This window comes from Neorhizobium sp. P1_A6, from assembly GCF_056406795.1.
Map to the genome: position 1 here is coordinate 718802 of NZ_JBFTZM010000001.1, position 22017 is coordinate 740818.

Here is a 22017-nt window from a genome sequence, read left to right on the forward strand (position 1 = left end):
CAGTGGCCCGGCCCGGTTTGTGCCCCGATCAATGAAACAGATGCGCAGCCTGCGGGTTGAACTGAAACTCGGCGGCATCCCCGAACGCCAGTTCCACATCCACCGGGATTGCAGCGACCACTCTCTCGTGTTCGGCGGTATCGACCGCGATGATCGTCTCGGTTCCCAGACGCTCGACCAGCGCAATACGCCCGCGAAGAGCTCCTTCGCCGTCTGCCGGCGGGCCAGGTTTCAGGAATTGCGGCCTGATGCCGAGCCAGGCCTGATCGCCGATCGAAAAGCCTCTTCCCTTGACCGGGATCGGGGACATCGTATCGGAGGCGACGGTTGCGGTATCGCCGGCGACGGACTGCACCTTCACGGGCAGGAAATTCATCTTCGGCGCGCCGATGAAACCCGCGACGAACTTGTTTGCCGGGTTCTTGTAGAGTTCCATCGGCGAGCCGACCTGCTGCACCAGGCCGCCGTCGAGCACGACGATCTTGTCGGCAAGCGTCATTGCCTCGATCTGGTCGTGGGTGACGTAGATCATCGTCGCCCCCAGATCGCGGTGCAGCTTGGCAAGCTCCATGCGCATATCCACACGAAGCGCTGCGTCGAGGTTGGAAAGCGGTTCGTCGAACAGGAAGACACCGGGCTTGCGCACGATCGCCCGGCCGATGGCGACGCGCTGGCGCTGGCCGCCGGAAAGCTGGCTCGGCTTGCGCTCCAGCAGATGCTCCATCTTCAGGATACGGGCCGCCTCGCGCACCCGCGCATCGAGCTCGGGTTTCGGCGTCTTGTTCAGGGAAAGCCCGAAGCCCATGTTGTCGTAGACGGTCATATGCGGATAAAGCGCATAGGACTGGAATACCATGGCGATCCCGCGCTCGCGCGGCTGGACCTCGTTGCAGAGCCGGTCGCCGATATAAAGCTCGCCGCCGGATATGTCTTCGAGACCCGCGATCATCCGCAGCAGCGTGGACTTGCCGCAGCCGGAAGGCCCGACAAACACCACGAATTCGCCGTCCTTGATCTCGAGGTTGACGCCCTTGATGATATCCACCGCGCCAAAACTCTTCTTGAGCCCGGCCAGACGCAAACTTGCCATGCTTCCTCACTTTCCTTGAAATCTTCGAGCACGGCACCGGCGGACAAACCGCCGGACCGCACCCGTTGCCCACGGTCGGCCTGCGGGCAAAACAAACGGTTCAGAACATTCCGGCCCAGCAGTGTGCACCGCCGGGCTGGCCGGTTCGCGGTCAGGCGTCTTCCAGTTCCCTTGCGCGCTCGGCACTGTCCTTGACGCGCAGATAGGCGCCCTTGGCGATCAGCTGGCGGCGAAGCTCCCTGACGTCGATATTGGCCGGCGCGCGGTTGCTGCGCACCGAAATCTTTGCCGCCCGCCCTGCCGCTTCGCCCATTGCCATGCAGGTTGCCATGACGCGGATCGCGCCCATCGCCTCATGGGTGGTGGAAATCGCCCGGCCGGCGACGATCAGGTTGCTGACCTTGGTCGGGATCAGCGATCGATAGGGGATGTCGTAGCAGTCGCCGCACCAGATCAGCGTGCAGCCGTCGTCGGCAGGGCGGTGGATGTCGATCGGGTAGCTCGCCACCGCGATCGAGTCGTCGAAATGGCGGCAGCCGAGCACGTCCTCCTGGTTCATCACATATTCGCCGATGATCCGGCGTGTTTCGCGGATGCCGAGGAAAGGCGCCGTCTTGGTGAAATAAGCCTTCTCGAAACCGGGGACGTAGTTGATCAGGTAGGTGACGATGTCGTCGATCTGGCCGCGGGCCTCGATTTCGCCCATCGTGAGGCTGGACGCATCCGTCCCATCGACGCCCTTGACGCGGGTCATGTTGATCCAGACTTCGCCGGCCTTCAGGCCGGTGATGATGATCGTGCGTTCATTGGCGATCTTCAGGCCCATCTCGGCCTCCGCCTTGATGATCAGCTCACGCAGGCCAACCACGATGAACTGGTTGTTCTGACCGAAATATTCCGCCGGGATGAAGTCGGTGAGATAGGTGCGTGCCTGTGGCGGCTGGTTGGCGATGCTGAGGCGCAGCTTTTCGGTATCGACGCCGGCGATGCAGAACATCAGCGTCGGCGGCTGCATGCCGCCGTTTTCGTTGCCCTTCTCGCAGGGGACGCCGGCGCGATGGGCGACGTCCGCGTCACCCGTGCAGTCGATGACGACCTTGCCGAGGATCGCGCCGCGGCCGCTCTTGCTCTCGGTGATGACGCCGCGGATCATGTCTCCATCCATCACGACGCCGGCGCAGAACGTGTAGAACAACACCTCGACGCCCGCTTCCGTCAGCATTTCGAGCGCCACGGTCTTCACCGCTTCCGGTTCCACGAGCGTGATGCCCATGTGGAGCGGGCAGGGGCGGTGTTCGCTGGCGCCGTCGCGGGCCTTGAGGCGATCGATGAATTTCTGTGGCAGGCCTTCGATGATCTGGTTGCCCTTCTGGCCGAGGAAACCGAGGACCGGAAGGCCGATGGTCATGTTGCCGCCGACGAAGCTGCGGCTTTCGACAAGTCCCACCCGAAGCCCGTCTTCCGCGGCGGCGAGCGCAGACGTCAGGCCGGCCGGTCCGCCGCCGATAACGAGCACATCATATTCCGCCATGATGGGGGTTGCCCGGGCGGGCTCCTGGATCGATCGACTGGTGGTGTTCAACATTGTCCTTGTCTCTTTCGTGGATGGACCTTCAGGGTCCCGCATCGTTCATGCCGGTTTCGGCGATATCCGACGTCCGGGCGGCTGGCGCCCGGACGGTCTTCACAAATGTTCAGGCCTGAAGCAGGGGCTTCACCCGCGTGGCGATCGAGGCCACGGCTTCCTTGACCTCCTTGCGGCCGAGGACGGCGAGCTGGACTTCCTCCAGGAAGATCGACTGGGCACGTGCCGCTTCGGGGAAGGGCGGGAAGGCGCCGCGAGCGTTCTTCAGCACCGCCGCCTCGACGGCGGCAACCGGACTGCTCGCCGCGAAGGATTGGTCCGCATAGGTGGAGACGCGAACCGGGCCATTGCCATTCTTGGCCATGCCGAGCGTTGCGCGCTTGCTGGAGACTTCCCTGATGAACTTCCAGGACAGGTCCTTGTCCTTGGAGTTCGCGGGGATGACCATGCCCCAGGCCTCGACGATCGAGGACATCGGCATCTTGCCCTTCAATCCTGCGGAGATCGGGAATTCGATCGCCTTGATCTTGCCGGGAAACTTGCTCTGTTCCTTGTTGTTGAGCTGAGCAAACCGGGCAAAGGGCAGCACGGTAAAGGCGGCGCGGCCCTGCTGCAGCCAGGTCACCTGGTCGTCGTTCTTGGTGGTCGCGTAGCTGCGCGGCAGAGCGCCGCCCTCGAACATCTTGCGAAGGACGGTCAGGCCCTTTTCCATGGCCTCGGGATTCGGCAGCAGTTCGAACTTGGCGTTGATGAAATCTCCGCCGAAGGCGCGGGCAAACATGACCGGGAAGACGGCGAGATCGCTTGCCAGCACCATGCCGGCGACCGGCGTGCCGGCCTTGGAGGTGAAGGTGAGCTTCTGGGCCTGCTCCACCAGTTCTTCGAGTGTTGTCGGCGGCGCGGTAATGCCCTGCTCTTCGAGAAGTGCTTCGTTGTAGAAGAGGCCCTGGGTCGCATGGCGGACCGGAATGCCGATCAGTCTGCCGTCGACGGTCATGCCCTGCACGAGGCCCGGTGCGATATCGCCGAAGTCCTCGATGGCATCCTTCTTGAGATAGGCATCGAGCGGCTCGAACATCGCGGCGATCTGCTTGGTCGGGCGGTTGTCGACGATGTAACCGACGTTGAAATCGGTCGAGCTGAGGCTCGCCTCGCGGAACAGGCGGTCCTGGAGCGGATTGGAATCAAACGTCGTCCAGACGACGTCGGCATCGTTGGCCGCGCGCCAGTCCTTGAGCAGATCACCGTCGCCGGTGCCGAGCACCGTCTGGTGCACCTTGTGGCTCAGGACGTTAAGCGTCTTGCCCGCCGCAAACGACGGCCCAGCGGCGAGCATCGCCGCTCCTCCCATCGCGGTTCCTAAAAAGCCGCGCCTTGTGATGTTGGTAAGCGATTTGTCTGACATGATTTCCCTCCCTTGCAGACAGTTGAATAACCCGAGTGACTAACCCTTGGTCGCGCCGGCGGTGAGGCCGGCCACGAGATAGCGGTTCATGAAGATGACGAAGAGCAGAACCGGTATGAGCTGGACGGTGGACGCCGCAAACAACACGCCCCAATCGACGCCGTCGATCGATCCGATCATTTCGGAGATCACCAGCGGCGCGGTCTTGGCCTTGGTCGCGGTGAAGATGAAGGCGAACAGGAACTCGTTCCAGGCAAAGACCACCACGAAGACGGCGACCGCGAGAATGCCGGGTGCCGCGAGCGGCACGATGACGCGCCTTAAGATCGTCAGCCGCTTGGCGCCATCGATCTGGGCCGCTTCGTCGAGTTCACGCGGAATCTGGTCGATGAAGGTGCGCATCAGCACCGTGCCGAGCGACACGAAGAAGGTCGCGTAAAGCACCATCAGCACGATATGCGTGTCGTTGAGGCCGATCGCGTTGATGATCGGAAACAGCGGCAGCGTCACCACGATCGGCGGAATGAGGCGCACGATGATCAGGAACATCACGCTCGCATCCAGCATCCGGCTGCTGTAGCGCGAATAGACGTAACCCGCCGCCGTGCTGGTGGTGATCGCGATGATGGTCGCACCGGCGGTGATGATGGTGCTGTTCAGGAGCCCGGTGAAGAACACGCCCCAGCCGTTCCAGAGCTCGACATAGTGCTGCACGGTCGGCGAAAAGACGAATTTCGGCGGTACCGCGAAAATGTCCTGGCCGGGCTTGAACGATGACATGACGATGAAGGCGATCGGAAACAGCGACCAGGCGAGGATGACCGCGACCGCGAGCGTTTTTCCAAGGCCGATGGCGAGCTTGTCAGTGCGCATTGCCGGCCACCTGCTTGCGAAGGAGGAAGACATAACCGGTCGCCAGGAGCAGCGACGCGAGCACCATGATCCAGGCGGTGGCGGCCGCCGTGCCGAAGGCGTTGAAGCTGAACGCCTCCTGATAGAGATAGACCGCGACCACTTCCGTCGAGCGGGCAGGCCCGCCCTGGGTCATCAGCCAGACTTCCGAGAAGATGCGGAAGGCGAAGATGTAGCGGAACAGCAGCGCCACCACGATCGCCGGACCGAGCAGCGGTATCGTCACGCGGCGGAAGGCATCGAAAGGCTTGGCGCCGTCGATGCGGGCCGCCTCGTAGAGATCCTTCGGGATCGCCAGGCGCGCCGCATAAAGAATGATGAAGGTGAAGGGCAGGTGCAGCCAGATGGTCAGCAGGCCGATCATGATCAGCGCATGCGAGGGCTCGAAGGACCAGTCGAGCATCGGCAGCCCGAGCCATGTCAGCATGGCCGTGACCGGGCCGACATCTGGATCGAACAGGAAACGCCACATGGCGACGGCGATGACTTCGCTGACGGCATAGGGCGCCAGGACCGCAACAAGGAGAACGCGCCGGCACGGCAGGCCGCTTGCAAACAGCAGCGCCATTCCAAGCCCGAGCGCCAGTTCCAGATGGACTGCGAAGATGACGATGAGGACGGTGTTGCCGAGCGCCAGCAGGAAGGCCGGATCGGTCAGCACCTTGATATAGTTCTGAAGGCCCACGAAGGTCGCGGACTGCCCGAAACTGGAGGCATGCAGGCTGAGCCAAACGACATAAAACGACGGTATGACGATGACACTGAGGATCAGTATCTGTACCGGCGCCAGGAATGGCACGACCTCGGTGATCTTGTTCAAACGCAAAATGCTCCTCCCATGCGAGCGTAGTCTTTGGCTGGCGTTCTTGCCCGACGCCTAGTGAATGCGGTTCGGTCGCTCCTTGACCTTGTCCGGCGTATCGGCCGCCTGTTCCTCCACCACTTTCAGAAGCCCCTCCACGAGCGGTGACACGAGGCGGCGGGTCGAATCCCGGACCTGAAGGCTGGTGTTGAGAATGCTCGGCGACGGCGCCGAGGCATCGCCCCGCATGCGCTTCTGCAGCCGTTCCCAGGCAAGGTGCGCGATCTCGTCGACCGGCTGGCGGATCGCGGTGAGCGCCGTCTTGCGGGCGCTCATCCATGTGTAGTCGTCGAAGCCGATGATCGAGACCTGGTCGGGAATGTCGATCCGCTGCCTGGCGAGCGCGGTGAGCACCGCAAGCGTGGTGACGTTGGTCAGGGCAAAGACCGCCGAAGGCAGCGGATGGCGTTCGAGCCAATGCGCAAAAATCTCGGCGCCCCGTTCGGCATTGGAGCCGAGCGCGATCGCAACGGGCTCGCGGCCGATCATCTCGCGCATGATCGACGTGGCGCCGCGGACACGCTCGCGAATCGGCGCGATATCGAGATGCGATGCAGCGAGCACGATATCAGTATGCCCCATCTCGACGAGATAACGGCCGGCGATTTCTCCCGCCTCGAAATTGTCGATCGTCACCGTATCGGCGGTGGCCGACTGCGGGATCACACGGTCGACGAGCACAGTCGGCAGATGCCCAACTTCGCGGGCAAGTGCTGCCGGTATCGTATCGGAGCAGGGCACCGCGATGATGCCCGAAGGCCGCCAGCCGAGCAGCGTCTGCAGCCTGGATTCCTCCAGTTGCCGGTCGTCTCGCGAGCTCGCGACGATGACGTCGTAACCGTCCTTCAATGCCATCACCTCGATGCGCGAGATGAGCGAGGTGAAGAACGTGTCGTCCAGATCCGGCACGAGGACGCCGACCACCCGGGCTTTGCCGGATTTCAGCTGCGAGGCCGCACGGTCGATCTGGAAGGAAAGGTCCTTGGCAGCCTGCTCGACCTTCTCCCGCAGATCGTCGTTCACCGGCTTGCGGCCGCTGAAGACGTTCGACACGGTGGCGATCGAAACGCCTGCACGTTCGGCGACTTCCTTGAGCGTTGCACGTTTGCGGGACACCGCAGCCTCACTGTTAAACGTTTTACCGTTAAACGTTTAACACCTCTTGCCGGATAAGCAAGAGAAAATGCGTGCCGGGTCTCTGCCGGAAATAATTATGCCAAAGGTTGCGAGCTCGCGGCCGGTTCCTCGATCGCCTGGATCGCATCATAGGCGGCAAGCACGGTCTCCATCTGCGCCGTGTGGCCCTGGATGAAGGCTGGGCCGTAGATGGTTTCGTCCGGATATTCGGTGATCAGTGTCAGTGGAACCGTGTGGCGATCGTCGATCGAGATCAGGCAGGGGAAGCCGTTGATGATGCGGAAGCCGGTTTCGCCGGCATGGGTTTCGAAAAGCCTGATCTGTGCGGCGTTATAGGCGACGAGGCCGGGTATGGCGGCGAGGTGGCGGCTGACGCGGTCGATCAGGATTTCCGCCTGTTCCGTCCATTCGGCGTGATGGCGCATGATCAGGAAGAAGCCCTTCGGCACCGTCCACATGGCGAAGGTGCGCGGCACGTAGCCGGAAAGCGGCCGCGTCCATTCATGCGAGGGATAGCCGTGCAGGTTGACGTGCAGCTTGGCGCCGCTCAGCCTTTCTGCTTCGATGCGGATCGCCTTTTCGAAGAGCTCCTTGCCGGAGCGGTATTCGAGATCGTCGCCGAGCGCGGTGTAGCGCGCCGCATGATGCATGTGCAGCGGGTTGTCAGTGCGAAGGCGCCAATGCACCTGGTAACCGTCGGGATTTTCGAGCGGGGATATGACGAAATGCGAATTTGGCCGTGAGTGAAGCGTCTGCGCCGCGCGCAGTGCGCCGACGATGCCGGTCGTCTCGTTTGCATGCTGGCCACCGCTGATGATGACCGGCTTGTCAGCGCCGGCGTGATAGCGGGCTTCCACGGCACGGCCACTCCGCGAGCGGGCTTCGAAGGCGACGCCATCGATTGCCGCGAGTTCCTTGCGGATCTGGGCCACGGAGACCGGCGACACGGCTGAAGCGAGACGCTGCAGCTCGGTCACCGCCTCGGAAGCCCACAGCGGCCGCGTTTCGACGCGGACGGAGAGGGTCTCACCGTCGCGGATTTCCGGGATGATCTGGCCCGGCTGCAGGCCACGGTCACCGATCGGCCGGCCGGCTTTCTTCTGGAAGACTTCGAGAAGCGAGAAATAGAAATCCTCGTGCAGCGCCTCGTGCAGACTGACGACCTCCTCGCCGACGGCCAAACGCCGGTCTTCGGCCGGCAGGGTGACGGCGATGTTGAGCTCGTCGAAATAAGGCTCCTTCGTCCCCCACTCATGGGCCGCGACAGCTTCCACGGCCGAGACGAACAGGAGTTCGTAGTCGGTCTCCAACCGTTCGCCGGTTCCGCCATCGAGGCTTAACCAGCCGGTCGGCGACAGCAATGTTTCGCCGATGAAATCCGTGTGGAGCCGGTTCGGTGCGAAAACTTTATGGGTTTCGATGCTGCCGTCCTTTGCGGTCAGCGTCAAAGCGTAAAAGGCATCTTCTACCCCCGCTTCGAAGGTCAGCCGCGCTTCGTTTACAAGACCGGCCAGAGGATAGGCCTCGAGCAGGAAACGGTTTTTCGGGCAGGCCGTGTGAACCGGATAAACAATATGCAGGGCAGAGAGGTTGTCGAGATCGACCTCTTCGAGGAGGAAATGCAGCAGGGGCTTATAGGCGCTGCGGAACTTCGCCTCGACGCCGGTGGCGGCGAGCTTCGCTTCGGCCTGCCTGCGGCTCTTCTCGTCGTCGAAAACCCAGGCTTCGATCTTCGTGCCCTTGGTGCCGGAAAAACGTGCGACGAGGGCATCGAGCGTGCGCTCGACCTGCTGTTCGTGGATCAGTGTCATGCGGAGGTTCTGCCTGTGGGATCGAGACTGTCGCGCAGCCAGTCGCCGAGGAGGTTGAGGCCAAGGACGGTGAGGAGGATGGCAAGGCCCGGGAAGACGCTGACCCACCAGGCGGTCTGCAGATAGGTGCGGCCCTCGGCGAGCATGCCGCCCCAGCTCGGGATGGTCGGGTCGATGCCGAGGCCGAGGAAGGTGAGGCTCGATTCGAGCAGGATGTTGGTCGCGACGTTGAGCGTCATCAGCACGATGACGGGACCGATCAGGTTGGGCAGCAGGTGCTGGACGATGATGCGCCAGTCCTTGACCCCGATCGCGCGGGCCGAAAGGATGAATTCGCGCTCGCGCAGCGTCAGCACCGAACCGCGCACCAGGCGGGCATATTGCACCCATTGCGAGACGATCAGCAGGATGATGGTGTTGGTCAGCCCGCCGCCGACGATGGCGATGAAGGTGATGGCGAGCAGGATGAAGGGGAGCGCCAGCTGGATGTCGGCAAAACGCATGACCAGCATGTCCCAGACGCCGCGGTAATAACCGGCGATCAGGCCCATGAATACGCCGACGGTGACGCCGCCGGCAACCGACACGAAGCCGACCAGCAGCGAGATCTTGCCGCCGGCCATGACACGGGCGAGGACGTCGCGCCCGAGCGGATCGGTGCCGAAGACATGCGCAGGCCTCACGAACGGCGGAACGAGGCGCGACATCAGGTCGATCTTTTCGGCGCCGCCGGGAAAGATCACGCCGGAGAAGATGACGGCAAGACCGATGACGCCGACCAGCAGGGCGCCGAGGACGAATTCGAGTTTCAGGAAATTCGAGGAAGCAGTGCGCGAGGCCATAGCTCTCACTCCGTCCGGATGCGGGGATCGACGAGGCCGTAGGCGATGTCGACCAGAAGGTTGATGCCGATGATCATCAGCGACAGGACGGTGATGACCGCCTGTAGCACCGGATAGTCGCGGGCGCCGACGGCATCGAAGGCGAGCGTGCCGAGGCCCGGCCAGTTGAAGACGCGCTCGACGACGACGATGCCGCCCAACAGGCCGCCGAACTGCAGGCCGAAATAGGTGATCAGCGGAATGGCGCAGTTTCTCAGCGCATGTTTGTAAAGCACAGCGTTTTCGCTGAGGCCCTTGGCGCGGGCGACCATGATATATTGCGAGCGCAGCGTCTCCAGCATGGTGGTGCGCACCAGGCGGACATTGGTCGCCGTCAGGATGATGCCCATGGTGACGGCCGGCAGGATGAAGCTTTCAAATCCGTCCATGCCGCTTGGCGGCAACAGCGGCAGCGCGATCGCGAACAGCAGGACGAGCATCGTTGCCAGCCAGAAATTTGGAAACGACAGGCCGACGAGCGACAGGATGCGGATCATCTGGTCGGCCCATTTGCCGCGGGCGGTGGCGGCCTTGATACCGAGCGGAATGGAAATCACGATCGAGACGATCAGCGAGGTGAAAGCGAGCGCCAGCGTCGCCGGCAGCGCCTTGCCGATCAGCAGCGATACCGGCGTGCCGCCCAGAAAACTCTTGCCGAAATCGAGCGTGAAGATGCCCTTCAGGAAATTCAGGTATTGAACGAAGAACGGTTCGTTGAGGCCGAGACCCTCGCGGATGCGCACGAGATCGGCCTCGGTGACGCTGCCGGCGCCTTGCGTCAGCATCAGCGCCGGGTCACCGGTGAGGCGGATCGCGAAAGCGACCGTCAGCGTCACGGCAATCACGACGAAAATCGCCTGCAAAAGGCGTTTTACCAGGAATACGGCCAATCTCTCGTTCCTCGTTTTCTTGTCGGAGCCGCCGCCTCCACTCGAAGGCGGCGGCTCCGCGAAGTCTTAGTCGACGGTGACGTCGGTGAACTTCAAACGGCTGTCCGGCACCGGCGTAAAGTTCTTCACGCGCTTGTTGATGCCGAAGATGGCGTTCAAGTTGTAGAGCGGCATTTCCAGCGCTCGGTCTGCTGCGTAATGGGCGATTTCCTGCAGAACCTTCTCGCGCTCGGCGACATTGGTGATGGTGCGCTGCTTGGCGAGCAGTTCGTCCATCTTCGGGTCGCTGTCGTAGGGGTTCCACTTTTCGCCGGTGTGGTACATCGCGACGGCCGTGTTGTCGTAGTCGAGCGTCCAGCCGCCCCAGGACTGCTGGAACATCGCACCGGTCTTGCCGCCGGGGATGATGTCGTTCAAGAGAACGTTGGTCTCATAGGGCTTGATCGTCGCGGTGATGCCGATCGTCTGCAGATAGGCGGAGATCGCCTGGGCGACTTCGATGAAGGTCGCCTCGTTGCCGCGAAGGTCGATCTGCAGGGATGCGCCCGGCGCGACGCCGGCTTCCTTGAGGAGCGCCTGTGCCCTGGCCGGATCGTAGGGCAGCGGCTTCATGGCCTTGTCGAAGCCGAAGGACAGCGGCCCCTGGAAGCTTGCGATCGGCTGTGCCTGGCCGCCGAGGATCGACTTGATGATCGCGTCGCGATCGACGCCCATGATCAGCGCCTGGCGAACCTTCGGATCCTTGGTGATGCCGTCGCGGGTGTTGAAGCGCAGTGCATAGACCGTCGGGCCGGGCGAAGTGACCACGGCGAGCTTGGCATTGCCCTGGATGGTCGGGATCATGCCGATCGGAATGGTCGGCGGGATAACCAGATCGACACGGCCGGCCTGGAGTTCGGCAACGGCTGTCGCCGGCTCGGAGATGAACTTATATTCCAGATCCGAGATTTTCGGCGCGCCGCCGAAATAGTCCGGGTTGGCGGAAAGCACGATGTTCACCTTCGGCTCGTAGGAGACGAACTTGAAGGCACCGGTGCCGACTGGATGGGCGTTGAAATAGGCATCGCCCTTTTCGGCGATGTATTTCGGCGGCACGATCATCGCGCCGTAACCGGCGAGCTTCGTCAGGATAACCGGATCGGCCACCTTCAGCTTCATGTCGATCGTGGTGGCATTGATAACGTCGACGCTGCCGATCGAATTGTAGTTGGACTGCTGCGGCCCCTTGGCGCCTTCCGGGCCGAGCAGGCGGTCGAAGGTGAATTTCACGGCATTGGCGTCGAAGGCCTCGCCATTGTGGAATTTGACGCCTTCACGCAGCTTGAAGCGGATGCGCATACCATTGTCGAGCACTTCCCAGGAGGTCGCAAGGCCCGGGACGAGCTTCAGGTCGGGGCCGCGATAGGTGAGGCCGTCGAAGATGTTGGTCGCGACCGAGGCCCAGTTGACCAGGAATGTGTCGATCGGATCCCAGCTGCCCGGATCCTGCGGCGAAGACACGGTCAGCTTGCCGGCGGCGAGCGCCGAGACCGGCGCGAACGCCGTGCCTGCGAGCGCCATCGCCACGAATGCCGTCCGCAAACCCCTCTGCATTTTTATCATCGTTTTTGCTCCTGTTGAAAAACCGAATGTCAAATCGTCATGCACCGCGCGCCACGTAATGGCCTGGCGCGATTTCCTCCCGGGCGAGAAGCACCGGTTCGTTGCCGACAGCCCTGATCGGGCTCGGAATGTCTCCCTCGATCATCGCCAACGGCTTGCGCCGGCGCGGATCGGCGACCGGCACTGCCGAAAGAAGCCGCCGCGTATAGTCATGCGTCGGCGTTTCGAAGATCTGGCGGCGATTGCCGAATTCCATGATCTGGCCAAGATAAAGCACTGCCACCCGATGGCTCATCTTTTCGACCACGGCCATGTCGTGGCTGATGAAGAGATAGGCGAGGCCGCGCTCTTCCTGCAGGTCCATGAACAGGTTGATGATCTGCGCCTGGATCGAGACATCGAGTGCGGACAGTGCCTCATCGGCAATGATCAGCTTCGGTTTCGAGGCGAGCGCGCGGGCGATACAGACGCGCTGGCGCTGGCCGCCGGAGAACTCGTGCGGATAACGGCGGGCGTGTGCGGAGGTGAGGCCGACCCTTTCGAGCAGGGCATCGACGGTCTTTGCGATCTCCTTCTCGCTGTCGAGAAGGCCGTGGGTGCGGATCGGCTCGGCGATCGAGAAGCCGACCGTCTTGCGCGGATCGAGCGAGGCGAACGGATCCTGGAAGATATATTGTACGTCCCGGCGCAGGTTGTGGCGCTCGGCCATGCTCATCGCTGACAATGGTTTGCCCGAGAAGGTGATATTGCCCGCCGTTGCCTTCTGAAGCTGCTGGATGGTGCGGCCGATCGTCGACTTGCCCGATCCGGATTCGCCGACCAGCGCCAGCGTCTCGCCCGGATGGATGTCGAAGGAGACCTTTTCCACAGCGTGGACGCGGTGGGTGACCTTGCCGAGCAGCCCCTTCTTGATGTCGAAACGAACCACGAGATCGCGCACCGAGAGCAGAGGGTCGGCATCGTAGCGGGCCGTATCCTGGATGCGTTCGACGCCTGAAAGCTTCGGTTCGCCATCTTCGAGCACGGTCAGCGGCAGGCGCTTGGGGAATTCCTCGCCGGTCATGCTGCCGAGCTTCGGCACCGCCGCAAGCAGCGTGCGGGTGTAGGCATTGACGGGCTTCTCGAAAATGTCGAGTGCCTTGCCCTTCTCCACCGCCTTGCCCTTCCACATCACCACCACGTCGTCTGCCATCTCGGCGACAACGCCCATGTCATGGGTGATGAAGATGACGGCGGCACCAAGTTCTTTCTGCAGGTCGCGCAGGATATTGAGGATCTGCGCCTGGATGGTGACGTCGAGCGCGGTGGTCGGCTCGTCGGCGATCAGCAGTCGTGGCCGGCAGGCGAGCGCCATGGCGATCATCACCCGCTGGCGCATGCCGCCGGAAAGCTGGTGCGGATAACGGGTCAGCAGTTCCGCCGCATCAGGCAGCCGCACCATGTCGAGAAGCCGCTTCGCCTCGGCAAGTGCTGCGCTGTTCGACTTGCCTTCGTGCAGTTTCAGGATTTCGGCCACCTGATCGCCGATCGTGAAGACCGGGTTGAGCGAGGTCATCGGCTCCTGGAAGATCATCGAGATCTCCTTGCCGCGAATGCTGCGCATCTTCTTCTGGTCGAGCTTCAGGAGATCGATCTCGCCGCCTGATGTCTGGAACAGGATGCGGCCGGTCGGGTAGTTGGCGCCGAGCATATCGGCAAGCCGCATGATCGACAGCGAGGTCACCGACTTGCCCGAACCGGACTCGCCGACGATCGCGACGGTCTGGCCGGCTGAAACGGAAAAGCTGAGGTTTTCGATGACGCGCGCGGCGCCGAGCTCGACCGAAAGGTCATCCACGGTCAGAAGCGGGGTGGGGGCGGTTGGCGTCACTCGGGGAGCTCCTGCCGGATAGTGGCGGCGCAGGCCGCTCGAATGAGGGCGTCGACGGCGGGATCCATAAGATGCTCATGACGTTTGGCACGGCAGCTGTCGGCAGCCACGCTCACCGTCATCTGCCTGCTCTCCCATGTATGGCGGCCCCGAATTTCTTTCGGTTTTTCCGTCACCTGCCTCACCCTTGCCTTGATAAGAATATGTCATCACTTTGTCGACATTTTGTCAACGGCGCAATAGGCTGATTTTGCCCAGCCCAGGTCGTGGTGTTCTGCGGGCGGGAAAATGCAAATCCTGCCTTACCAAAGACCGCGGCCTGTGGTTGAATTTCGCCAAGGGAGGAAACATGAAAATCACCAAGCTTGAAACTGTGCGCGTCGCAGAGCGTGCGAACCTGTTGTGGGTCCTTGTCCACACCGACGAGGGAATTACCGGCCTCGGCGAAACCTTTTTCGGCGCCGAGACCGTGGAGAGCTACATCCACGAATATGTCGCTCCAAGGGTCATCGGCCGCGACCCGCTCCAGATCGACCTCCTGGCGCAGGAACTGGTCGGTTATATCGGGTTTCGATCCTCAGGCGCGGAAGTGCGGGGCAATTCGGCGTTCGATATCGCCCTCTGGGACATTTTCGGAAAAGTCACGGACCAGCCGATCGCCCAACTGCTCGGAGGCTTCAGCCGTAGGGAAATCCGCACCTACAATACCTGCGCCGGCACGGAATATATCAAGAAGGCCACCGGCCAGGCGACCGCCAACTACGGTCTGACCGGCGGCACAGCTTACGACGATTTGAACGGCTTTCTGCATCGTGCCGACGAACTGGCCTTGTCGCTGCTCGAGGAGGGCATCACGGCGATGAAGATTTGGCCGTTCGACGCGGCTGCGGAAAGGACGAAGGGCCAGTATATCTCGATGCCGGACCTGAAGCTTGCGCTTCAGCCTTTCGAGAAGATCCGCAAGGCCGTTGGCGACAGGATGGATATCATGGTCGAGTTCCATTCCATGTGGCAGCTCCTGCCGGCCATGCAGATCGCCAAGGCCCTGACCCCTTACCAGACCTTCTGGCATGAAGATCCGATCAAGATGGACAGCCTGTCGAGCCTCAAGCGTTATGCGGAAGTATCGCCGGCGCCGATCTCAGCCTCGGAGACGCTCGCGACCCGCTGGGGTTTTCGCGATTACCTGGAAACCGGCGTCGCCGGCATCGTCATGCTCGACATTTCCTGGTGCGGCGGCCTTTCGGAAGCCCGCAAGATCGCGTCCATGGCGGAAGCCTGGCATCTGCCGGTCGCGCCGCACGACTGCACCGGCCCGGTCGTTCTCTGCGCGTCCACCCATCTGTCTCTCAACGCGCCGAATGCACTGGTGCAGGAAAGCGTGCGCGCGTTCTACAGGACGTGGTATCGCGATCTGGTGACGGCGCTGCCGGAGGTGAAGAACGGCATGATTACTGTTCCGCCAGGTCCGGGTCTTGGGCTGGAGCTCAACCCTGAGCTCGATCGCGCCTTCACCGTCAGCCGGCGGATGTCCGACGCCTCCATTTTCTAAGGTGCTACTGAAATGACGATATCCTCGGCGACCATGCTCAGAACCGCGAGCATGACCGGCCCGATGCTGATGCTTCTCGGCATGTTGATGTTCGCCTTGAACGACGCCATGGGCAAATGGCTCGTCGCGAATTATGGGCTCGGTCAGGTTGTCCTGATCCGCAGCCTTGCGGCACTGATCATCCTGGTGCCGATGGTCTGGAAGGCGGGTTTCGGCAATCTGCTGACCGTCGAACGGCCCGGCATGCAGTTCTTCCGCGTGGCGTTTTCGACGGCTGAAGTGTTCTGCTTCTATTATGCGGTCATGTATCTGCCGCTCGCCGACGTCATGACCTATTGGCTGGCGGCGCCGATCTATGTCGCGGCCTGCTCGCCCTTTCTGCTTGGCGAGAAAGTCGGCTGGCGACGCTGGACGGCGATTGCCGTCGGCTTCGTCGGCGTCATCATCACGCTCGAACCTTCGAGCGCCATGTTCAGCATGCCGGCGGTCATTTCGATCGTCGGCAGCGCCGCGTTTGCCTTCATGCTGATTTCCGGCCGTTTCCTGCGCGGTACGCCGGATAGTGCGCTGGTGTTTTTCCAGGTCGTGGGCGCCGGCATCGCCGGCCTCGCCTTCGCGCCGATGAACTGGTCGCCGATCGCGTCGAACCGCGACCTTCTTCTGCTCGGACTGCTCGGCATCGTCGCCATGGCGGCGCATATGCTGGTCAACCGCGCCCTCAAGATCTCCGATGCTGCGACCGTCGCGCCGCTTCAATATACGCTGCTGCTCTGGGCGGTGATCTTCGGCTGGATGTTTTTCGGCGATATGCCGCGGCTCGGCATGATGGTCGGGGCGGCCCTGATCGTCGCTTCCGGCCTCTTCATCTTCATCCGCGAACAGATGCTCAAGAAGCGGCAGAGCGTGCTTCCCGCCATTCCCGAATAGAGAAAGCCCGCGATTGCTCGCGGGCTTCCCCAAATGGTCGCTGTCGCGCGAAGCCTTCGGCTTACTTCTTGCGGACTTCCTTGAGCTCGGCGACAATGTTGTCGACCACCTCGGCGCCGATTTCGGCCTTGTGCTTCTCATAGACGACCGCGGACTTTTCGCGGATGCGCTGCTGCTCTTCCGGCGACAGCGTGTTGACCTGCAGGCCGGCCGCCTTGATCTTCTCGAGCGACTTCTTGTTCAAATCGCCGATCACCTGGCGCTCCACGTCGCGTCCGACGACTGCGCAGGCGCGCAAGGCCGCCTGCTCGTCCGGCGCATAGGTGTTGAATATCGCCTTGGAGAACAGGAAGAGGAATGGAGTGTAGGCGTGGTTCGTCTCCGTGACATATTTCTGCACTTCGAAGAACTTCGACGTGTCGATCGTCACGTAGGGATTTTCCTGCGCGTCGATCGCCTTGGTTTCGAGAGCCGAGAAGACTTCGCCGAAAGCCATCGGGGTGGCGTTGGCGCCGAGGTTCTGGAAGGTATCGAGGAAGATGTTGTTCTGCATGACGCGAACCTTCATCCCCGAGAAGTCTTCCCACTTGGTGACGGGGCGAACCGAGTTCGACAGGTTGCGGAAGCCGTTTTCCCAATAGGCGAGGTTGACGAGGCCGGCAGCGTCGAGCTTCTGGTTCATCATGTCGCCGAACTTGCCGTCGAGGACCTTGTAGGCTTCCTGGGCGTTGCCGAAGAGGAAGGGCAGATCGAAAACGCCGAGGGCGGGGACGATGCCGACCAGCGGCGACGACGACGTCACCACGGCTTCCTGGACGCCGGAACGCAGCGCCTGGGTGGCCTGCAGGTCGCCGCCGAGTGCGCCGCCCCAGAAGGCGGTCAACTTCATCTTGCCGCCAGACTTCTCGTCCAGGCATTTCTGCATCGCATTGATGCCGTTTCCAACCGGATGGTCGGCATTGATGCCGTTCGAGACGCGGATGTTGCGCGCCTTGAATTCGGCAAAGGCCGGTACGGCCGACGCGCAGGCGATGGCAAGGGCGGTGGTCGTCAGTAACAGTTTTCTCATATTATCCTCCCATGGATGAGCTTGAGACAGGTTTAATGGAGCCAGCGTGCAGGCACGAGCACGAGGTCTGGAAACAGGACCAGAAGAAACAGAACGATGGTTTCGGCAATCAGGAACGGCCAGACCCCGGCCGTCACCTTGCCAAGCGGAATGCGCGCTACGCCGCTGACCACGTTCAATACGACGCCGACCGGCGGAGTGATGAGGCCGATGGAGTTGTTCATGATGAAAAGCACGCCGAAATAAACTGGATCAATTCCCGCCTGCTTGACGATCGGCATAAGGACCGGCGTCAGGATCAGGATGGTTGGTGTCAGATCGAGCGCCGTGCCGACGACCAGCACTAGGATCATGATGGCGAACATCAGCAGCATCGGACGGTCGATCAGCGGCTCGATATAACCGACGATCTCGGACGGAATATTGGCGGCGGTGATCAGCCACGAGGACACCAGTGCCGAAGCCACCAGGAACATGATGACCGATGTGGTCTTGGCAGCCTGCAGGATGACGTGCGGCAGTTCGCTCGGTTTGAGCTCGCGATAGATGACCATGCCGACGAAGAGCGCATAGGCGGCGGCAACCACCGCAGCTTCGGTCGGCGTCATGATGCCGGCCTTGATGCCGCCAAGAATGATGACCGGCATGCCAAGCGCCCAGGCGGCCCTGCCGGTCACATGCAGCCGCTCGCTCATCGGCGCTTTCGGTAGCGGCTGGACCTTGTCCCGGCGCACGGTGATCAGCCAAGCGATGACCAGCGCGACGCCCATCAGGATGCCGGGAAAGATGCCGGCGAGGAAAAGTTGGGTAATCGACACGTTGGCCGCGACGCCGAATACGATGAAGGCCATGGACGGCGGAATGATCGGCGCGATAATGCCGCCCGCCGCTATAAGACCGCCGGAACGGGGCACGTTGTACCCAGCCTTCGCCATCATCGGGATAAGGATGGCGGCAAGGGCTGCCGTATCGGCAGCGGCCGAGCCCGAAATGCTGGCCATGATGACGGCTGCCATGATCGCGACAATGCCGAGGCCGCCGCGGATATGGCCGACACAGGCAATCGCGAAATCGATGATGCGGCGCGACAGGCCGCCGGAGTTCATCAGCTCACCGGCCAGGATGAAGAATGGAATGGCAAGCAGGGTAAAGGTGTCGACACCGGCGATCATGTTCTGGGCGATGATCTGGGTGTTGAACATGTCCATGTACCACATGAGCACGACGCCGCAGAACATCAGTGAGAACGCGACGGGCACGCCAATCGCCATGGCTCCGAGAAGCGATACGATGAATACGATAAGTGTCATCAGGTACGCTCCGCCATCTGCTCGATCGTCAGGTTTTCACCGGCAAAGATGCTGATCTCGTCGGCCGTCGCCCGGCCGGTGACATAGCGGAACAGCCGCTCCAGCGCGATTAGCGACAAGCCGGCGCCGGTAAACAGGCCGATGCCGTAGACCCAGATCATCGAAATCCCGGTCACCGGCGCGCTCATGCTGGCGTTGATCTCGAACTGCTGCCAAGTCCCCCAGAAAAAGATCATCGAGCAAGCGAGGATGACGAGGTTAGACAGGATCATGCAGACGAGCCGGCCCTTGCGGCCGAAAAGCGCCACGACACTTTCGACGCCGAGGTGACCATGTTCGCGAAAGGCGACGACTGCGCCGACGAAGCTCAGCCAGACGAAGAAGTAGCGGGACAATTCCTCGGAGACGGACATGCCGGAATTGAAGGCGTAGCGAAGAACCACATTGGCAAACACCATGATCGCCATTGCTGAAAGCAGCAGGATCAATAGGACTTCCAATGCCTTAAAAAATAGATCGATTGCCTTTTGCATATTCCCCTCCCGAATTCCTACAAACGCCCGCGCCGGGCGAGCGTCTTCGTCACCGTCGACAACCTCAAGTTCCGCTCCGGGCATTTGCCCCGATGATCCGCTTCATCGACCAGCGGCTCAAGCGGCAGGCTGGACGTCACGATGCGGTTTCCTATTTGATATGCGATCAGCCTCTCCTCCATCGCAAAGACCTCTCCAGCGCTCCCTCAATTGTCAGGATGTCTGACAACCCTCCACCTGCGGTATCTCTAAAGACAGTTTTACCCGCTGTCCAGCGGCCCTTGGCCTGTTTCAGGAAATCGCTGGATCGATCTAACTTGAGCCCCGGCCGACACCCCAATAAACCTCCAATTGAAGGTCGAGGCGGCTTGCCGCGCCGTGGAGATGATGGCGCATCGCTTCCCGGGCACAGACCGGATCGCGGCTGGCGAGGGCGTCGCGGATCGCGACATGTTCGGCGATCGTCACCTCGACGATTTCCGTCAATACGGCTGCCTCCCGAGCCGTATTGATGGCAAGATGAATTCGCTCCGCGATGAAACCGATGAATAGCAGGAAGTATTCGTTATGCGTGGAAGCCGCGATCTGGCGATGAAAGGCGAGGTCGGCGAGGATGCCTTTTTCGGTCCACTTCTCTCCGCCCGTCATCTGCTCGAGCGCTTCGTCGAGCCTCACAAGGTCTTCGTCCGTGTGATTGACCGCGGCGAGACCGGCAGCTTCGATCTCCAGTGGCAGCCTCAGCTGAAACAGGCTTTGAAAACTGGCTCGGTGGGCGAGATTGCCCTGTTCGATGCGAATCGAATGGCGGTGCTCGATATCGGTGGCAAACGCTCCGACACCCTGCCGGGTCTCGACCAGGCCCTCATTGCGAAGCTGCGCGATCGCCTCGCGCACGACAGACCGGCTGACGCCAAAGGTCTTTGCCAGAATATGTTCGGTGGGCAATTTTTCGCCGGCCATTATCCGGCCGTCGCTGATCTCGCGTCCGATCTGCGACGCGATCCGGGCGGGCAGGTGTTCGTTTCGTCTGATCTGGCTGAAGTCCATTACCACGGCGCCGGCTCTCCCCTTATGACGCTCTTCTACGACTTCCCGGTAAAATTCAACTGGCAGCCCGGGTTCATCACCATGTCAGGATCGATGGCATTCTTGATAGCCGTCAGCAGTCGGCGCTTGGTTTCGGGGAGGCGTGCATCGAAATCCGCCCGCTTGAGCCGGCCGATGCCATGTTCGGCGCTGAGGCTGCCGTGGAAACGGTCAAGCACCTGGTTCAGGATCGTTTTCGACTGATAGATCCTTTCGAGCCGCTGCTGATGGGGCAGTTCCACGGACGGCAGGACGTTGAGATGAACATTTCCATCTCCGACATGACCGTAGGAGACACAGACGCAATCGGGCAGCGCTTCGTGGATCGCCTTTTCGGCCTCGGCGACAAAGGAAGGTACGTTGGAGAGCGGAACCGAAACGTCGCTGCGCATATGAACTCCACGTTTCGCCTGACCCTCGTTCATTCCTTCACGAATCAGCCAAAGGTTTCTCGCCTGCGCCTGTGACGAGGCAATCGCGCCGTCGACGACGATGCCATCTTCCATGACCCCTTCAAGGAAGCGCTGCATCAGGTTGTCGATATCGACGAGGCCCGAGCCGGATACTTCCATGAGGACATAGCAGGGATAATCGGCGGCCATCGGGATCGGCAGATCCGGAATGGCCTCCCGGGCGAGCGTGAAGGCGAGTGGCGGCATGAATTCGAAAGCGGACATCAGGTCGCTGCAGTCGCGCCGGGCACGGCGATAGAGGGTGATCGCATCCTCCAGTGAGGCGAGACCGACAAGGGCGGTCGCAACCTGATCCGGATAGGGCGTCAGCTTGATCGATGCGGCGGTGACGATACCGAGCGTTCCCTCGGCGCCGATGAAGAGCTGCTTCAGATCTATGCCGCGATTGTCTTTCCGGAGCGTCGAAAGCCCGTCGAAAATCGTGCCGTCCGGCAGGACGACCTCCAGGCCCAGCACCAGTTCGCGCGTCATGCCGTATCGGAGCACGTTGATGCCGCCGGCATTGGTCGAGATATTGCCGCCGATCCGGCAGCTTCCCTGCGCACCGAGGGCCAGCGGAAAGAACATCCCCTGCGCGGCGATCGCCTCCTTCAGTTCCCACAGGATGCAGCCCGCCTCGACGACGGCGGAGAAGTCCTCGGCGTCGATCTTGCGGATGCGGTTCATGCGTTCCAGGCTGAGAACGACCTGTCGCTCCGGCATATCCGGGATAGCGCCCAGCACCAGGCCGGTATTGCCTCCTTGCGGGACAATCGCGAGGCCGAGCTCACGGCAGGCTTTGACGCAAGCGGCCACGTCTTCCGTCGACCGCGGCCTGAGGACGGCAACCGCCGAACTGGTGACGTCCCCGTGCCAGTCGCGACAATATCGCGCCATCGCATCCGCATCCGTCAAGACAAGGTCTTCGCCAAGCATCGATCGCAGGAGGAGGCGATGCTCTCCGGACGGGTCAGTTTGCAGGCTCGTCATTCTCGGTGGTTCCTTCGGAAGATCCGTCCCTTGGCTGGATAGTTTGATTTGCT

Annotated in this window: 18 protein-coding genes; 2 read left to right on the forward strand and 16 right to left on the reverse strand. The window is 61.8% G+C overall.

Going from position 1 to position 22017, the window contains the following annotated elements:
* Positions 1-28 precede the first annotated feature (28 nt).
* The 11 genes from AC1D3C_RS03360 to AC1D3C_RS03410 all read right to left on the reverse strand — a co-directional run bounded on the left by AC1D3C_RS03360 (position 29) and on the right by AC1D3C_RS03410 (position 14045).
* Positions 29-1090, reverse strand: coding sequence for an ABC transporter ATP-binding protein (locus AC1D3C_RS03360; RefSeq protein ID WP_477481874.1), 1062 nt, complete (start codon positions 1088-1090; stop codon positions 29-31).
* A gap of 151 nt (positions 1091-1241) precedes the next feature.
* Positions 1242-2675 carry an FAD-dependent oxidoreductase gene (locus tag AC1D3C_RS03365; protein WP_477481875.1) on the reverse strand — a complete coding sequence of 478 codons (1434 nt, stop codon included), beginning with the start codon at positions 2673-2675 and terminating at the stop codon, positions 1242-1244.
* Between the two features lie 109 nt (positions 2676-2784).
* Positions 2785-4080, reverse strand: a complete 1296-nt coding sequence (locus tag AC1D3C_RS03370) for an ABC transporter substrate-binding protein (RefSeq protein WP_477481876.1) — start codon at positions 4078-4080, stop codon at positions 2785-2787.
* 39 nt (positions 4081-4119) lie between these two features.
* Positions 4120-4953 (reverse strand): carbohydrate ABC transporter permease, encoded by an 834-nt coding sequence (locus AC1D3C_RS03375; RefSeq protein ID WP_477481877.1) that lies wholly within the window; start codon positions 4951-4953, stop codon positions 4120-4122.
* Positions 4943-5812, reverse strand: a complete 870-nt coding sequence (locus AC1D3C_RS03380) for a carbohydrate ABC transporter permease (protein WP_244447595.1) — start codon at positions 5810-5812, stop codon at positions 4943-4945. Before AC1D3C_RS03380 ends, AC1D3C_RS03375 begins: the two co-directional genes overlap by 11 nt.
* A 57-nt stretch (positions 5813-5869) precedes the next feature.
* Positions 5870-6970, reverse strand: a complete 1101-nt coding sequence (locus AC1D3C_RS03385) for a LacI family DNA-binding transcriptional regulator (RefSeq protein WP_477481878.1) — start codon at positions 6968-6970, stop codon at positions 5870-5872.
* Positions 6971-7065: 95 nt separating this feature from the next.
* Positions 7066-8802, reverse strand: coding sequence for a M14 family zinc carboxypeptidase (locus tag AC1D3C_RS03390; RefSeq protein WP_477481879.1), 1737 nt, complete (start codon positions 8800-8802; stop codon positions 7066-7068).
* On the reverse strand, positions 8799-9644 hold the full coding sequence (locus AC1D3C_RS03395; protein ID WP_477481880.1) for an ABC transporter permease: 846 nt from the start codon (positions 9642-9644) through the stop codon (positions 8799-8801). Before AC1D3C_RS03395 ends, AC1D3C_RS03390 begins: the two co-directional genes overlap by 4 nt.
* Positions 9645-9649: 5 nt before the next feature.
* On the reverse strand, positions 9650-10573 hold the full coding sequence (locus AC1D3C_RS03400; protein ID WP_477481881.1) for an ABC transporter permease: 924 nt from the start codon (positions 10571-10573) through the stop codon (positions 9650-9652).
* A 66-nt stretch (positions 10574-10639) separates the two neighbouring features.
* A complete protein-coding gene (locus AC1D3C_RS03405) occupies positions 10640-12175 on the reverse strand; it encodes an ABC transporter substrate-binding protein (protein ID WP_477481882.1) in 1536 nt (511 codons plus the stop codon).
* A 37-nt stretch (positions 12176-12212) separates the two neighbouring features.
* Complete coding sequence (locus AC1D3C_RS03410) at positions 12213-14045, reverse strand: ABC transporter ATP-binding protein (RefSeq protein ID WP_477481883.1); 1833 nt, start codon at positions 14043-14045, stop codon at positions 12213-12215.
* A 349-nt stretch (positions 14046-14394) separates the two neighbouring features.
* On the opposite strand from AC1D3C_RS03410, the gene AC1D3C_RS03415 reads away from it, so the two are divergent.
* Both AC1D3C_RS03415 and AC1D3C_RS03420 read left to right on the forward strand, forming a co-directional pair.
* Positions 14395-15597: a mandelate racemase/muconate lactonizing enzyme family protein gene (locus AC1D3C_RS03415; RefSeq protein ID WP_477481884.1), complete on the forward strand. Its 1203-nt coding sequence runs from the start codon at positions 14395-14397 to the stop codon at positions 15595-15597.
* A 33-nt stretch (positions 15598-15630) separates the two neighbouring features.
* Positions 15631-16524, forward strand: a complete 894-nt coding sequence (locus AC1D3C_RS03420; protein ID WP_477482000.1) for a DMT family transporter — start codon at positions 15631-15633, stop codon at positions 16522-16524.
* A 61-nt stretch (positions 16525-16585) separates the two neighbouring features.
* Here the strand turns inward: AC1D3C_RS03420 and AC1D3C_RS03425 are convergent, their stop codons facing one another.
* The 5 genes from AC1D3C_RS03425 to AC1D3C_RS03445 all read right to left on the reverse strand — a co-directional run bounded on the left by AC1D3C_RS03425 (position 16586) and on the right by AC1D3C_RS03445 (position 21964).
* Positions 16586-17593: a TRAP transporter substrate-binding protein gene (locus AC1D3C_RS03425; protein ID WP_040124369.1), complete on the reverse strand. Its 1008-nt coding sequence runs from the start codon at positions 17591-17593 to the stop codon at positions 16586-16588.
* A gap of 32 nt (positions 17594-17625) precedes the next feature.
* Positions 17626-18903, reverse strand: coding sequence for a TRAP transporter large permease (locus AC1D3C_RS03430; RefSeq protein WP_247135537.1), 1278 nt, complete (start codon positions 18901-18903; stop codon positions 17626-17628).
* The gene (locus tag AC1D3C_RS03435; protein ID WP_040124371.1) at positions 18903-19436 is read right to left on the reverse strand and encodes a TRAP transporter small permease; all 534 of its coding nucleotides are present in this window, start codon (positions 19434-19436) and stop codon (positions 18903-18905) included. The genes AC1D3C_RS03430 and AC1D3C_RS03435 overlap by 1 nt, the downstream gene beginning before the upstream one ends.
* A gap of 312 nt (positions 19437-19748) precedes the next feature.
* The gene (locus AC1D3C_RS03440; RefSeq protein WP_477482001.1) at positions 19749-20483 is read right to left on the reverse strand and encodes a FadR/GntR family transcriptional regulator; all 735 of its coding nucleotides are present in this window, start codon (positions 20481-20483) and stop codon (positions 19749-19751) included.
* A gap of 35 nt (positions 20484-20518) precedes the next feature.
* A complete protein-coding gene (locus tag AC1D3C_RS03445) occupies positions 20519-21964 on the reverse strand; it encodes an FAD-binding oxidoreductase (RefSeq protein ID WP_477481885.1) in 1446 nt (481 codons plus the stop codon).
* Between the last annotated feature and the right edge of the window lie 53 nt (positions 21965-22017).